At 59.7% G+C, this 13,944-nt stretch carries 13 protein-coding genes; 10 read left to right on the top strand and 3 right to left on the bottom strand.

Annotation, left to right across the window (positions count from 1 at the left end):
* Positions 1-58 precede the first annotated feature (58 nt).
* From SFY93_RS03275 to SFY93_RS03255, 5 genes are all read left to right on the top strand, one after another.
* Complete coding sequence (locus SFY93_RS03275) at positions 59-940, top strand: transporter substrate-binding domain-containing protein (protein ID WP_320446051.1); 882 nt, start codon at positions 59-61, stop codon at positions 938-940.
* Positions 941-1,003: 63 nt separating this feature from the next.
* On the top strand, positions 1,004-1,657 hold the full coding sequence (locus SFY93_RS03270) for an amino acid ABC transporter permease (RefSeq protein WP_320446050.1): 654 nt from the start codon (positions 1,004-1,006) through the stop codon (positions 1,655-1,657).
* 5 nt (positions 1,658-1,662) lie between these two features.
* Entirely contained in the window at positions 1,663-2,460 is a 798-nt protein-coding gene (locus SFY93_RS03265) for an amino acid ABC transporter ATP-binding protein (RefSeq protein WP_320446049.1), read from the top strand.
* 5 nt (positions 2,461-2,465) lie between these two features.
* The gene (locus SFY93_RS03260) at positions 2,466-3,818 is read left to right on the top strand and encodes an amidohydrolase family protein (protein WP_320446048.1); all 1,353 of its coding nucleotides are present in this window, start codon (positions 2,466-2,468) and stop codon (positions 3,816-3,818) included.
* Positions 3,819-3,899: 81 nt separating this feature from the next.
* The gene (locus SFY93_RS03255; RefSeq protein WP_320446047.1) at positions 3,900-4,691 is read left to right on the top strand and encodes an aspartate/glutamate racemase family protein; all 792 of its coding nucleotides are present in this window, start codon (positions 3,900-3,902) and stop codon (positions 4,689-4,691) included.
* A gap of 363 nt (positions 4,692-5,054) precedes the next feature.
* On the opposite strand, the gene SFY93_RS03250 is transcribed toward SFY93_RS03255, so the two are convergent.
* Positions 5,055-5,234 carry a recombinase family protein gene (locus SFY93_RS03250; protein WP_320447681.1) on the bottom strand — a complete coding sequence of 60 codons (180 nt, stop codon included), beginning with the start codon at positions 5,232-5,234 and terminating at the stop codon, positions 5,055-5,057.
* A 51-nt stretch (positions 5,235-5,285) separates the two neighbouring features.
* A complete protein-coding gene (locus SFY93_RS03245; RefSeq protein WP_320446046.1) occupies positions 5,286-6,695 on the bottom strand; it encodes a GGDEF domain-containing protein in 1,410 nt (469 codons plus the stop codon).
* Between the two features lie 616 nt (positions 6,696-7,311).
* On the opposite strand from SFY93_RS03245, the gene SFY93_RS03240 reads away from it, so the two are divergent.
* The 3 genes from SFY93_RS03240 to SFY93_RS03230 all read left to right on the top strand — a co-directional run bounded on the left by SFY93_RS03240 (position 7,312) and on the right by SFY93_RS03230 (position 10,450).
* Positions 7,312-8,907, top strand: a complete 1,596-nt coding sequence (locus tag SFY93_RS03240) for a putative bifunctional diguanylate cyclase/phosphodiesterase (protein ID WP_320446045.1) — start codon at positions 7,312-7,314, stop codon at positions 8,905-8,907.
* 491 nt (positions 8,908-9,398) lie between these two features.
* Positions 9,399-9,860, top strand: a complete 462-nt coding sequence (locus SFY93_RS03235; RefSeq protein ID WP_320446044.1) for a mobile mystery protein A — start codon at positions 9,399-9,401, stop codon at positions 9,858-9,860.
* Positions 9,857-10,450, top strand: coding sequence for a mobile mystery protein B (locus SFY93_RS03230; protein ID WP_320446043.1), 594 nt, complete (start codon positions 9,857-9,859; stop codon positions 10,448-10,450). Before SFY93_RS03235 ends, SFY93_RS03230 begins: the two co-directional genes overlap by 4 nt.
* A gap of 1,155 nt (positions 10,451-11,605) precedes the next feature.
* Here SFY93_RS03230 and SFY93_RS03225 read toward each other — a convergent pair.
* On the bottom strand, positions 11,606-11,821 hold the full coding sequence (locus SFY93_RS03225) for a hypothetical protein (RefSeq protein WP_320446042.1): 216 nt from the start codon (positions 11,819-11,821) through the stop codon (positions 11,606-11,608).
* 424 nt (positions 11,822-12,245) lie between these two features.
* Here SFY93_RS03225 and SFY93_RS03220 point away from each other — a divergent pair, with 424 nt between their 5' ends.
* Together SFY93_RS03220 and SFY93_RS03215 are read left to right on the top strand one after the other, a co-directional pair.
* Entirely contained in the window at positions 12,246-12,605 is a 360-nt protein-coding gene (locus tag SFY93_RS03220) for a hypothetical protein (protein WP_320446041.1), read from the top strand.
* A complete protein-coding gene (locus SFY93_RS03215; protein WP_320446040.1) occupies positions 12,602-13,903 on the top strand; it encodes an amidase family protein in 1,302 nt (433 codons plus the stop codon). The genes SFY93_RS03220 and SFY93_RS03215 overlap by 4 nt, the downstream gene beginning before the upstream one ends.
* Positions 13,904-13,944 lie beyond the last annotated feature (41 nt).

The raw sequence follows: 13,944 nt of genomic DNA, 5'->3' as shown, positions 1-13,944 counted from the left end.
GCATGCAATTTGAAGGATTGGGCGCAACCAGATCCAGCGAGCAGAAAAGAGAGACGTTATGGACTTGAAGCATCCCCAAGCCAGTGTCGCCCGCCGCCAATTCTTGAAGATATCGGCACGCACCCTCGCTCTGACGTTGGCCGTTCCGTCAGCCATCACGGCCCTGACGAGGAATGCCTTTGCCGCCACGACCATGAACGACATCAACAAGGCCGGTGTCGTTCGCGTGGGTTGCGAGGCCGCCTATCGCCCCTTCACCTTTCGCGAGGGTACCAAGATCGTCGGCTACGATGCCGACCTCGCTGCGCTGCTGTTCGCCCCGCTGGGCGTGAAGGTTGAAATGATTGATACGGCCTGGGCTGGGGTGATCCCGGCGCTCTATGCCGGCAACTTCGATCTCATCATGACATCGCTCACCTATACCAAGGAGCGCATCGAGAAAGTCGGCTACACCATCCCCTATGCCGAAGCGACGCAGGAAATGCTGGTGCGCGCCGGCGATGCCGGCACGATCAAGAGCCTGAACGACATGGCGGGCAAGATTCTCGGCGTCAAGCTGGGCTCCGCCGGCGATACCATGAAGACGAAGCTGCAGGACACGCTCAAGTCGGCGACGGGCAAGGGCTTTGCGGAAGTGAAGACCTATGACGATCACCCGGCCGCCTATCTCTCGCTGGCGCAGGGTTCGGTCGATGGCGTCATCAATTCGCTGGCAACCTTGACGCAGGTCGTCAAGGACGCGCCGGGCAAATACGCCATCGTGCGCAATATCGGCCCGCTCAACTGGGCCGGAATCGGCACCCGCAAGGAAGACAGCGAGATCATCGCGTTCCTGAACGAGCGCATCACGGCCTTGAAGGCCAGCGGCGAAATCTACACCCTGCAGGAAAAGTGGTTCGGCGTGCGCATGCAATTGGCCGACGCCATCCCCAGCCTGTAATCGTCGCGCCCCACCGCCGCTTGCGTCCCTTTCCCTCGTCTTTCCGCCGAGCACAGCCTTCTTATGACCATCGATTGGCCCATCGTCGAAATGGCAATTCCGCTGCTGGCGGGAGGTGCAGTGACGACCCTGAAGATCGCAGCTTTCGCAGCGGTCTTCGGATTCCTCGGCGGCATCGCGCTCGGCCTGATCTCGCTGGGAAGCTGGGCGTGGGCGCGCTGGGGCGTGCGGGCCTATGTCGACTTCATCCGCGGCACGCCGCTGCTGATCCAGATCTTCGTGGTATTCTTCGGTCTGCCCATGGCGGGATTCCGGCTTGGCGAATTCTGGGCAGGCGTCATCGCGCTGTCGCTGAATTCGGCGGGCTATATCGCGGAGATCGTCCGCGGCACGGTCGGCTCGGTCGAGAAGGGCCAGACCGAAGCCGCGAAGTCGATCGGCATGACGCGCGGCAAGATCCTGCTCTACATCCTGCTGCCGCAGTCGATCCGGCCGATGCTGCCCGCGCTGACCAATGACGTGATCACATTGGTCAAGAACACCTCATTGCTATCAGTGATTTCCGTCTATGAGCTGACGCGGTCGGGCCAGGCGATCATCGCATCGCACTTCGTGCCGCTGGAAATCTTCGCGCTGCTGGCGATCTACTATTACGTCATCGTTTCGGTGCTCTCCTACATCTCGCGGCTCATCGAGCGGCGCATGCCGGCATGGTGAGCGCCTTGAAAAAGCCCGTGCCAGCGTCGGACAAGCCCCTGCTCTCGGTCCGCGAGCTCCGCAAGACCTACGGCGAGCGCGAGATTCTCAAGGGCATCTCGTTCGACCTGATGGCGGGGGAGACGCTGGTGCTGATCGGGCCGTCCGGATCAGGCAAGACCACGGTGCTGCGTTGTCTCAACCATCTGGAAACGCCGTCCGGCGGCGAGATCACCCTGGATGGCGACACCGTCGGCGGCAGTTATGTCGGTGAGGCCGCGCACTGGGAACCCATGAGCGAACAGAAGCTCGCCTTGCAGCGTCGCAAATTCGGCTTCGTCTTCCAGCGCTTCAATCTGTTCCCGCATCTCACGGCATTGCAGAACGTCGCCATCGGCCCGCGCAAGGTGCTGGGCCTGCCAAAAGTCGCCGCCGACGCCAGAGCCGCGGAGCAGCTCGCACGCGTTAGTCTGGCTGAGCATATGGACAAGCTGCCGTCGCAATTGTCCGGCGGGCAGCAGCAACGCGTCGCCATCGCCCGCGCGCTGGCCATGGAGCCACGCCTGATCCTGTTCGACGAGCCGACCTCGGCGCTCGATCCGGAGCTCGTGCATGAAGTCCTGGATGTCATGGGCGCACTCGCCCGCGAAGGCATGACCATGATCGTGGTCACCCATGAAATGAACTTCGCCCGCAAGGCTGCCGATCGCGTGGTCTTCATGGCCGACGGCCACATTGTCGAGCAAGGACCACCCGAGGAAGTTTTCTCCGCTCCGCGCGAGGAAAAGACCAAACGCTTCCTGACCCACGTCCTCAACAGGTGATCGCGATGTCGTCCACATTCCCTCTCGATCTGCTTCTGACCGGCGCCACGCTGCTGACCGCCAATCCGGGGAATCCGTCGATCGAGAATGCCGTAATCGGCATTTCGGATGGCCGCTTCGTGCTGATCGAAGCGGCAAGCGCGGACAAGCCACTGCCGCCGGCGCGGCGTGTCGTTCATCTCGAGGGACGTGTGATCACGCCGGGCCTCGTCAATATCCACACCCACGCCATTCTAACCATGGTGCGAGGAGTAGCCGAAGATCTGGGCTTCGCTCCGGCCTACACCCCGGGCATTCCGCAGGGCCACATGGTCACCCCGGACGAGGCGTACGCGATCTCGCGCCTGGGCGCATTGGAAGCCCTGCTGTTCGGCTCGACGCTGATCAACGATACGTTCGTGCATGCCGACATCATCACGCCGGGGATGGCGGAGGTCGGCCTTCGCGTGTGGTCATGCGGGCGTATCCATGACGTCGACTTCAGCGGCGTCTCGACCGGACGATGGGAGCACAGGGACGAGATCGGCGACCGGACGCTGCGCGCGGCGCTGGATCTGGCGGAGCGCTATAACGGCAAGAGCCACAGCCGCATCGGCGTGCAACTGGCGGCACACGCGCCCGACACCTGCTCGACGCCGTTTCTGAAACGCATCGGTGAGGCGGCGCGCGCGAATGGCCTCCGGGTGACGACGCATCTTTCCCAAAGCAAGGTGGAACTGGCGCGCATTCACGAACGCGATGGCATGAGCCCGCCTGAACTCCTCGAGGATGTCGGACTGCTCACCGATAAGCTGCTTGCGGCGCACTGCATCCACGTCAGCGAGAGCGATATCGCCCGCATCGGCCGGGCCGGCATCAACGTCGCGCACATCGCAAAGGGCAATGCGACGGGCGCAACCATTGCGCCGACGTCCAGATTGCGTGCGGCCGGCGCGCACTTGACTCTCGGCACCGACAACATGCACGCCGACATGGTGGAAGTCATGCGCTGGGCGCTGGCGGTGGGGCGAATCCAGGAGGGCGCGGTCACTGACGCCTGGCAGCCCGAAACCGTTTTCCAGATGGCAACCATGGGCGGCGCGCGCGCCATGGGACTGCAAGATGAAATAGGGAGCATCGAAATCGGCAAGCGTGCCGATCTGGTCGCCTTCGATTTCCGCCGCCCGCATCTCACTCCCAACATCAACCCGCTTGGCAACATCGTTCATGCCGCGCAAGGACGCGATGTCGAGATGGTCGTGGTAGACGGCGATATCGTCGTCGCCGACGGGCAGCCGACGAAGGTCGATGCTGAAGCCATCCGCCGCGACGCGGACCTGGCGATCAGGGCGCTCTGGACCCGCGCGCGTGCCGGATAGACCGCTGCCGACAGATCGCCAGCCGGCAAATGCCGGCGACATTCATTTCACGCGGACGTGCTCCGAGCAGAAAATTGCACCATGAAAATCCTTCTGATCAATCCCAACACATCCGCCGACATGACGGATCGCATGGCCAGGACGGCGGCAAATGTCCTTGCGCCCGATGTCGAACTGGTGGCGATCACGGCAACGCGCGGCATGCCCTACATCGCCAGCCGCGCCGAAGCCGTGATCGCCGGCACGATCACGCTGGAGATGATCGCGGAGCATCATCGCGGGAACGACGCCATCATCATTGCGGCGTTCGGCGATCCCGGTCTGATCGCGGCGCGTGAATTGTTCGAAGTGCCGATCACAGCCATGGCGGAGTCCGCCATTCTGACAGCCTGCATGCTGGGCAAGCGATTTTCCATCCTGACCTTTTCCCGGACGCTCGTGTCCTGGTATGAGGACGCGGTCGCGCTGGCCGGGCTGGAGGCGCGGTGCAGCAGCATCCGCGTGCCTGATGTCAGCTTCCAGTCGGTCGCCACTGTTCAGGACGAACTCGAGGGCGAGTTGGTGGCGCTCGCCGAGCGCGCCGTGAAGGAGGATGGCGCCGACGTCATCATTCTGGCCGGCGCCCCTCTGACTGGGCTTGCGGAGCGCGTCGCCGATCGTATTTCGGTGCCGGTCGTTGATCCACTTTCGGCAGCTGTGGGCCACGCACAGACGCTGATCCGGTTGAAGCCGCGCGCCGCCCGCGCAGGCCGCTTCGCCCGGCCCGGCCCAAAACCAGCGGAAGGCTTGCTGCCGTCCTTGGCCGATTGGATCGAGCATCGTCCTGCGATGGGTTATCCGATTGCAAAGTCCTCCGCAGCCCGGAAGAGCTAACAATAGCAAGCACGACCGACCACCCCGAAAACAGTTCGGCTCTGCCGAGACATGCCGCCTGTCATTCTATCACGCACTGATCCTTGCCGCCGCGCTCGAAGCCGGCTGCGACACACTCTATTCAGAGGACATGCAGTACGGCCAGCTCATCGGCGCCCTCGCATCCAGAACCCCTTCGTCGAAAGCCAGCTGTGAACGCCGTGCCCGGTGGCCAAGGACGTGCAGCTGGTAGATCACCACGACGAGATTCCGGGTTCGCTCGCAGCTGACGCTGCGCCCGCCCCGGAATGACAGTAACTCATCAAGCAAAAGGCCCGCTCTCACGAGCGGGCCTTTGTTGTTCTCACTCTGTCGAGCTTCAGCTTAGCCCAAGGCTCTTTCCAGTTCCAGCCGATCGCGGCGTCGGCCACTCTCAACCTCTGTAAACTCCGAAACAATCACCCACGAACTTGCGCCTAGATTGCTGACGACGGCAGCTCTTTGTGCATCCACGCCAAGCCCGGACGCCCCCTGCCTCCGTGTAGACACGCGATAGTAGGCGATAAGCTTTCTCTTGGTTGCGATGATGCCCTGTACATCTCGGTCAACGACGGCCTACGCTGCAATCACGCGATTGCGGCCTTGATGTTTTGCGCGATACAGCCGCTGATCGGCGACACGCAAAAATGCGTCAAGGGTGTCTCCATCGCGTCCAAACTCCGACACCCCAATACTGATCGTGACGTCGATCGACGGTCGGTTTCCGACCTCGAAAGCATTGCGTTCGATAGCCAATCGAAGACGTTCGCCAACCGCGCAAGCCGCGTCGAGCGTCGCCCCAGGCAATAACACCATGAATTCTTCACCGCCTACGCGTGCGACGGAGTCGTATGGGCGGATCGCCTCGAGACACTTTCGGACGAATTCGCACAGGACCTCATCGCCGACAATGTGACCGCGTGAGTCATTGACGTCCTTGAAATGGTCGAGGTCCAGCGACAGGAGGGACAACGGAGCGCCGCTTCGTTTGGCCCGCGCGATCTCGGTGCCGATGCGCTCGATGAACTGGCGCCGATTTCCGGCACCGGTCAGCGGATCGGTGGCGGCAAGACGTTCCAACATCTGATTGCTCCGTTGCACTTCTCGCAACGCACTTTGAGTGCCGGCCATTGCCTCGGCCAGCCGGGCCGTTAATTTTTCCTGGCTATAGATGGTCGAGAATGATCGCGTCGTTCGGAAAGCGTGGACAACACCATAGCTGAGCAGGAAGAACCCGCCAGCAAAGACCGCGTGGGCGAGCCACCACATATGATTCCAAGGTCCCCCCAGCATGAATGCGAGCGACGATAGGGCGAACCATGTGACCGAGATCCCGAAGATCGTCATGAGCGGCGAATGAATCTGGCGCGACAGCATGACCGCAACGTTCAGCACGCAGAAGACCAGGGCACCGCCCTCCATAGACAAGCGCACCGCCGGGTGGCCGGCATAGGCGGAGTAAGCGACCCAGGCGATGACCAGATCCACCATCAGGAACAAGCCGGCCCATATCAGCCATGGGCGTACATTCGGGCGCGTCGCGACGTCGTCTGATGGCCGGCCGTAGGAGAGCAGCCCAACGAAGAGCAGGATCGACATCGCGAGGCGCGACGCCGGTCCGTAAAGCAGAAACAGCCATATATTGTGGTGCGCCATCTCGGTGAAAGCGCCGTGCGGTGCATAGATCAGCACGAAGCCCATGAAGCCCAGCGTCATCCAACGTAACAAAGGTTCCCCCGAAGACTGGTAGCAGCGCCACGTCACATATGTGACGAACAGTCCTTCGAGGGTGGCAACCGCGATCGCAATTTCGTGGAACAGGTGATCTTCGAATCTTAGGGTGGGATCCTGGTAGAAATATAGATAGGCGATGAGCAGGACGGGCATCAGGGCGAAGGCGATGCGGAGAAGGCTCGCATAAGCCTGCGTGACGAGCTGGAGTGCGGTCGGCGGCTCGTATATCGCGATATCGGTACTGATATGCATCTGCCGTCTCCAATGAGAGTACCTACGGTCGTTTCTTGGACCGCGGCGACGCGTTCGCCGCGAGGGCGCGGCCAAACTCAGGACGATTTTGGAAGTCGCATAGCCAGCTAAAACAGGGTGGGATGGCCGGGAGCTTGCGATGGCCACAGTTGCCGCGGAGGAAGCCAGAATCTGACGAGGAAGGTTGACAACGTCAGCAATAACAACCCAGGCCCTTTGTCGTTCCAAGACGTTTCATGACCTCCCGAAAGGTAAGCCGATGTCGCCCTCAAAGCCAGCGGTAGCATGGCGTCCTGCTTGCCGCGCGACCGTCGGGAGCCGGATATTGTCTTCACCTGTTGATTTGCCGCTGGCCGGCAGCATCCTCCCCCGAATCTTGAGCGGTATCTTCAAGGCCTGCATTCAGCTTTGATCGAGCGCTGCGCAAGACGGCATGTTGAGCGCAATCCACCTTGGCAGGGAGCTACTATTCGCCATGCGGCCGCGCGTTCGCCGGCATGACCTGAGTAGTGGAACTTCCGACAATGAGCGCAGAACATCTGCCACTTATTTAACCTCTATGCTGCCAGCTAAGAATTCCACTGGGGCGGCCGGCGTCAGCGAAGGTTCGACTGTGATGAATTTGTCAGCCCCATTGTTGCGCGTATTCCGCGCCGATTGGTTCGACCGGCGCAGATCCGCGACAAGGGATTCCATTGTTCTTTTTGGGGGCACCGTTCTCGCTTCGGTCCTGGCGCATGTCTATGAGCTTGGTTCTCATTTGTCTCAGCTTGGAATGGCTTACGCCGAATGGGAACTCGACGACATTCTTTTTGCCGCGTTCGCCGTGAGCATTGCGCTGATGATCTACAGCGTTCGTCGCTATCGAGATCTCGCCAATGAAATCAAGGCACGAGCCATTGCGGAACGAGACGCGCGCGATCTGGCGCGGCACGACCCTCTGACCGGATTGCCTAATCGTCGCCTGTTCGATGAAAAACTTGATGCATGCCTTGGCGGCGCCAGCGACACGCACCAGGTGGCTGTTCTGATGCTTGGCCTTGATGATCTCAAGAGAATTAAGGACACGCATGGCCACGTAGCTGCGGACAAGGTGCTGTGCGAATTTGCCAACAGGATTGCCGATCTCATGCGCAAGGGTAGCGTCCTGGCAAGGATTGGAGGGGACGAATTCGGGATTGTCATGCCAGACATTCGCTCCCTCGACGATCCCACGAATCTGGCGAGCCGTATTGTGACGTCCACCGCCGAGGCTTTCGCGATCGAGAAGGTGTCAGCCGAGCTTGGTGTGGGAATTGGCATCGCGATCGCCCCGAGTGACGGTATCAATCGCGACGAATTGGTCAGGCGCGCACATCGTGCACTTTATCGCGCAAAAGGCGATGCCAGGTCGCGCGTTCGTTTTTTCGAAACGGAGATGGACGCGCATGTCGAGCGGCGCGTCCAGATCGAGCGGGAACTTCGCAGCGCGACCACGGCCGACATTATCGAGCCGCACTATCAGCCGTTAATTTCACTCAAAGATGGTCGCATCATCGGATTCGAGGCCCTGGCGCGCTGGGAAAACAGGACTTTGGGGCATATTCCGCCCGACGTGTTTATTCCGATTGCGGAAGAAACCGGTCTCATCCACTCTCTAGGAGATCAGCTTTTTCGCCGCGCATGCTCCGATGCCAGCGCGTGGCCTGAGACGTTCATTCTTGCTTTCAATATTTCGCCCATTCAATTGCGCGATCCCAAGCTTGGTCTGCGCATTCTATCGATCCTTGGGCAAACCGGGTTCAACCCGCGACGCCTGGAGATTGAAATTACCGAGAGCGCCTTCCTGGATAACATCGGGGTTGCGAAAACCGTGATTGATGAACTCCGTCAAGCCGGCGTCCGCATAGCGCTCGATGATTTCGGAACAGGCTATGCCACCCTCAGCCAGTTGCTTTCGTTTCGTCTCGACAAGATCAAGATAGACCGAAGCTTCGTATCGCGCCTCAACGAGAACGAAGAAGGTCGAGTGATCGTCCGCGCGATCCTCGGACTTGCAAAGGGATTTGGCTTGTCGACCACGGCCGAGGGCGTCGAAGACACAGAGCAGCTGACATATCTCAAGGCCAACGGATGCACGGAGGGACAAGGCTACCTCTTCAGCAAGGCCATCCCTGCGACAGATGTCCCCGCCCTTCTGAACCGTATGCCCAGCGAGTCTGCCGCGGCTTGAATCGGTCTCCGCACGCAGAAGGCCCGCTCTCACGAGCGGGCCTTTCTTATCCCCGGTCACTCAGTCGCTGGTGAGACGAGAATTTGCTAGTTTGCTCGCGAGACGATCCTAATTGAATGCCGATATTCTGCGCGCGATGAGCTTGCGAAGTGGTTTCGATAGCGATCGGTCCACGAGGTTCGAACATGCGGTGCATTGTTTGCCATGCACTCTACTTAGCGATGGTCGTTGTCGGATCTGGTCTGTTCTTCGCTTTCTTCATGAGCGGAGGGAGAGGCATAATATTCATCGCAGGAGGTTTTCTGGCCACTTTCGGGATGGACCTGATCTGGATTTATTTCCTCTCTCCCAATACGGAGCATCTTTGAAGCCATTCCTGATATTTAGACTGCAGTCTAATGACTTCGATAAAAAATTAGGCCAGGGCATTATGTTAATTGATTAAAAATAGATTATAGCCTAATATCATTGCTGGAATATTAGGCCACGCTATGAAATCCGACACCCGCAAACGTGCCCGCGAGCGCCTTGATGAACGTCTCGCTCCTCTGAAGCCAGCCGAACGCTTCCGTGCGCCGCCCAAGGGCTGGGTGCGAGCCATACGCGATGCCCTCGGCATGAGCGGCGTGCAATTTGCCCGCCGTTTGCGGGTCCAGCCTCCGAGCGTCGCGGCCCTCGAAGCCTCGGAAGAGAGCGGGGCGATCCAGCTCAACACCCTGCGCCGCGCGGCCGAGGCGCTCGATTGTACGGTCGTCTATGCATTCGTGCCGAACGATTCCCTCGAAGGCGCGGTATCCGCCCGCGCGCGCAAGCTTGCCCTGCGCGATCTCGGCCGAGCTGCGCACACAATGAAACTCGAAGCGCAGGGAACGCCGGACAGCAGCACCGACGAACGCCTTGAAGCGTATATCCGCGACAAGCTCAGGGAGCGGGATCTCTGGAATGAACCATGACGGATCTGTTTCAGGAGCCCGATGACGCAACGCCGCTCGATCCGGCGCTGCGCGGCGATCTCATTCAGACATGGATCACGACTCGCGCCGATCTTAACGAGGCCGAAGAGGACAACATCGTCAACGGCGCTGCTTGGGGGCGCCGCCGCCGTGGTGGCGCAGAGGCTCTGCTCAATGAGGGCTTCTCGAAATCGCTGCACAAGCAGTTGTTCGGAGAGGTCTGGAAATGGGCGGGCGGCTACCGTCAGCACGAACTCAATATCGGTATCGCGCCGCATCTGGTTCCGGCCGAGATGCCGGTGATGTTCGACAACGCGCGCTTTTGGGTTGAGAACAAGACGTTCCCCCCAGACGAAATCGCGGTGCGACTTCATCATTGCCTCACGCAGATCCGCGGCTTCCCGAATGGTAACGGCCGCCACGCGCGGATGATGGCCGATTTACTGATCGATAAACTCGGCGCCGAGCCATTCACTTGGGGCAGTGGCAGCATTCACGATACCGGGACGCTTCGCACCACCTATATCAACGCGCTTAAGGCTGCCGACAATCACGACTTCGGGCCGTTACTGGCGTTCGCACGCGCATAAGAGAGGGGCATTCCCGCAACAGGGGGCGCTCGGCGAGTCATTTCAACCAGAAGCTCGTTCGTAAGTGCATCCCGCCCCTGGGCGCCGCCCTTTCAAAATCAGACCTCTCCGCACGCAAAAGGCCCGCTCTCGCGAGCTGGCCTTTGTTGTTCTCAGCTCTACGAGCTTCAACTCAGCCCTTCAGCACATCCGCCAGCGTGGTGCCGAGGCGGGCGCTAGCCGGTGTGATGATGGAATGACCGTTGTGGGTCCGACGCATCTCACATCTCAGTCAACCAGCGTTGACACAGTAGTTTTCGCTGGAGGCGGGCGACAAGGTGCATGGCGTAAGTCAAATTGACTCATCAAACTGAATGCAAGGATTAGAGCAGGCAGGTGGGTTTTGCGCGGTGCAGTGAATCGCAACACAGCTCCGATCGTGTTAAGGCCGGGCACGGGGGGGAAGGTGAGCTGCCGCGCCTATGAGGTCACGTCTCAGATGCGAGGCCCTTTTTGAATTTCGTCCGGGCGACGTCCTGCCATATCCAACCAGCATTACACTTGCAGGTGATGGTGGCGGCCTATCGCCCATCGCTTTCTGAGTGGATAAAGCCCGCATAAGGCTGCCATCCATCTTGAAGGAGATGGGCTCGCGGGCAGGTCGCCATGCGATAGCGAGCGTTGTTTGCGTCAGGCTCGGCATGAGTGGTCACGATAGACTCGCTAAGGACGTTAGCCGACGCTCGCGGTTCTTATGCGCATACCGCCGCCGAGTTAGCACACTTCACAGATCGAAAAAGAGCCAAGCACCCGATGACGCCCGAGAAAGCGCGCGAGATCGTCGGCGACTGTTTGAGATTGTGTCTCAAGATCGCGGACGACGCTCTGAAAATCGTGGAGCCTGTCCCGGCTTCCGTTGCAAAGGAAGTGACTGTCGCCGGCGCGTCATGAAAGTGGTTGAAACGGCAAGCCGCAGCTTTGAGAATGGCACGCAGATCATTCGGTCGGGTTCTTGTCTGTGTAACAGGGCTGGCAAACAATGTTGGATTTAGGTAAGAAAAACGTAGATAAATCAACGATGCGAGTGTGAACCGGCACAACCCGCCCCTGGGCACCAGTCAGTCCATCAACCCGCACGCAAAAGGCCCACTCTTTCGAGCGGGCCTTTCTTATTTCTCAACTCTGTCGAGTTAGTCTCAGCCCTTCAGCACATCCACCAGCGTGGTGGCCAACGAAGCCGCGTTTTCCGTTTAAGTGAACCTTTTCGATCCCGTCGCTGATCAGTTTTGAAAGATCAACGCGACTTAGCATTTCGATGTTCGACATCAAGTCGGCCATAGGCTTGCGGAGGTTCGGCGGGAACTGTTCGAGGAAAGAAGAGATGCTGGCCATCGAAATGCTCCAACCTCCTTGCCCATTGAAGTCTCGAAGAGCTGAGTGGATCTTCTGCAATAGCCTTGTGTCGATATCGAGCGGGGCAAGCCTTGGGTTGAGATCAAAATAAGAGGCGCTGCTAGCTGCGCGAATTATTTCATCCACCCGATCGTAATTTAGTCGAATACGCCGCGTTACGGCCGATGGATCGAGGAATAGTCTTCGGCGCATGGAGACTGTTCGATTATGATCCGCGTAGGGCGTAAGCGTCACGTCAGCGATATTTACATTGCGGCGGTAAGCCGCTTGGAATGTCCGCGAGGAGAGTTAAGGGGCTCGAGTGACAATTAATTGCTACTGATTGTCCTGGAAATGTCCGACCTTTCCGCAAAGCAATACAGATCCCTTGCCACTACGGCAGATTGTGCGCGGCTATTGATTGATGACGACGTTTCCGGATGAGCGAACCTTCTTGATTACTCTGATTGCCGGAGTTTTCGGAGGATTTGTTCGTGGTTATTCGCGATTCGGTTTCTCGCTTGCGGTTATGCCGATCCTAATGATCGCCGTTGTCGCCTGGACCCGCCACTGGCTGTGCACTTGGCCTGTTCGCCTTCTCATATGGTCCGCACCATCGCTGTCGCTTCTCGCCATCGTCACGGCGAGTATCTCCCTATCCAATGAGTCATTGAAGACAGGCACCCGCGTGCCGGAGGAAAATCTATCATGGATATCGCTTCGCTCGACTTCAGTTTTTCTTCAATCCGATCTGCGCTGGCATACGGTCTCTCGGCCGATTTGATCGTCGCCGAAGCGTGCCGCCGCGCGCAGACATGTGCGGCGGACGGCGTCTTCACCTCGTTCGTGCCACCGCAGCAGGCCGTAGAGCGCGCCCGGCAATTGCAGGCCAGGGCAGATGCCGGCGAAACCCTGCCGCTGCTGGGTTTGCCGTTTTCCGTCAAGGACAGCATTCACGTCGCCGGGATGATCACGACCAGCAATTGTCCGGCGCTACAGCTGAAGCCGGAGCAATCCGCTTTTGCCGTCACGCGGCTGGAGGACGCCGGCGCCGTGCTGATCGGAAAGAACACGCTGGATCAATTCGCTACCGGATTGAACGGGACGCGAAGTCCCGATCCGCTGTGCCGCAACGCCATCGATCCCGCTTACATTCCGGGCGGTTCGAGCTCGGGCTCGGCGGTTGCGGTGGCTCGCAGCGTTGTCGCGTTCTCGCTGGGTACGGACACAGGAGGGTCGGGACGCGTGCCGGCGGCATGCAACGGCATCGTTGGCCTGAAGCCGACGATCGGGCTCGTGAGTTCGCGCGGCCTACTTTACAATAACCGAGCGTTCGATTGCATTCCGGTTTTCGCCAGGCTCTCCGACGAAGCCTATGAAATTCTCGAGCATATCGCGGGGTTTGATGTTCAGGACCCGTTGAGTCGTACGGATGCGGATGAGATCGACCTCCGGTTGCGGCTGCCGGAGCGTTTGACTCTCGCGATTCCGCGCTCAGAGCAGCTCAAGTTCTTCGGCGATGACGAGGCCCGCAGGACTTACGAGAGCAACCTGGCGACGCTTGAAAGCCTGGGGCACCGGTTGAAGCCGGTGGATTTTACGGTCTTTGAGGAGGCCGGCCGCTTGGTCTTTCAAAGCGCCATGGTTGCCGAGCGGCTCATCGACTATGCCGATGTCGTCCAGAACAATCCGGAAGCCATCCACCCCGCCGTCTGGGCCTCGATCGAGCCCGGCTTCAAATACACTGCGAGAGATGCGTTGACAGCGATCTACGCGATGAAGGTGGCCCAGCGGCAGGCCAGTCTTGTGTTGCAAGGTTGCGACGCCATGGTGGTCCCGACGGTGCCGACCATCTTCACCATCGAACAGATGTTGTCCGATCCGATGGCGCTCAACACCGCGATGGGAACGTACACTTATTTCGTCAACCCGCTGGACATGTGCGCCGTCGCGATTCCCGGTCGGGCGCGCTCGGACGGTTTGCGGTCTTCACTTTGTTTCGTTTCGCGCGCGGGCGAGGATGGGTTGGTGCGTACGCTTGGGCGTTCGTTTGAAGGCGCAGTCGGATCGAAGTCGGGCTAGGATTTCGCGCGGCGCCGTTGCCTTGGAACGAATATATCGTG

It is taken from the genome of Tardiphaga sp. 42S5, assembly GCF_034044155.1.
Lineage (GTDB): Bacteria > Pseudomonadota > Alphaproteobacteria > Rhizobiales > Xanthobacteraceae > Tardiphaga > Tardiphaga robiniae.
Note: the sequence above shows the minus strand (reverse complement) of the source record. Positions and strands in the feature narration are given on the sequence as shown.

Coding starts and splice junctions, on each gene's coding strand:
- SFY93_RS03275 (WP_320446051.1), top strand. CDS start 59: ATGGACTTGAAGCATCCCCAAGCCAGTGTCGCCCGCCGCCAATTCTTG.
- SFY93_RS03270 (WP_320446050.1), top strand. CDS start 1,004: ATGACCATCGATTGGCCCATCGTCGAAATGGCAATTCCGCTGCTGGCG.
- SFY93_RS03260 (WP_320446048.1), top strand. CDS start 2,466: ATGTCGTCCACATTCCCTCTCGATCTGCTTCTGACCGGCGCCACGCTG.
- SFY93_RS03255 (WP_320446047.1), top strand. CDS start 3,900: ATGAAAATCCTTCTGATCAATCCCAACACATCCGCCGACATGACGGAT.
- SFY93_RS03245 (WP_320446046.1), bottom strand. CDS start 6,695: ATGCATATCAGTACCGATATCGCGATATACGAGCCGCCGACCGCACTC.
- SFY93_RS03240 (WP_320446045.1), top strand. CDS start 7,312: ATGAATTTGTCAGCCCCATTGTTGCGCGTATTCCGCGCCGATTGGTTC.
- SFY93_RS03235 (WP_320446044.1), top strand. CDS start 9,399: ATGAAATCCGACACCCGCAAACGTGCCCGCGAGCGCCTTGATGAACGT.
- SFY93_RS03230 (WP_320446043.1), top strand. CDS start 9,857: ATGACGGATCTGTTTCAGGAGCCCGATGACGCAACGCCGCTCGATCCG.
- SFY93_RS03225 (WP_320446042.1), bottom strand. CDS start 11,821: ATGGCCAGCATCTCTTCTTTCCTCGAACAGTTCCCGCCGAACCTCCGC.
- SFY93_RS03220 (WP_320446041.1), top strand. CDS start 12,246: ATGACGACGTTTCCGGATGAGCGAACCTTCTTGATTACTCTGATTGCC.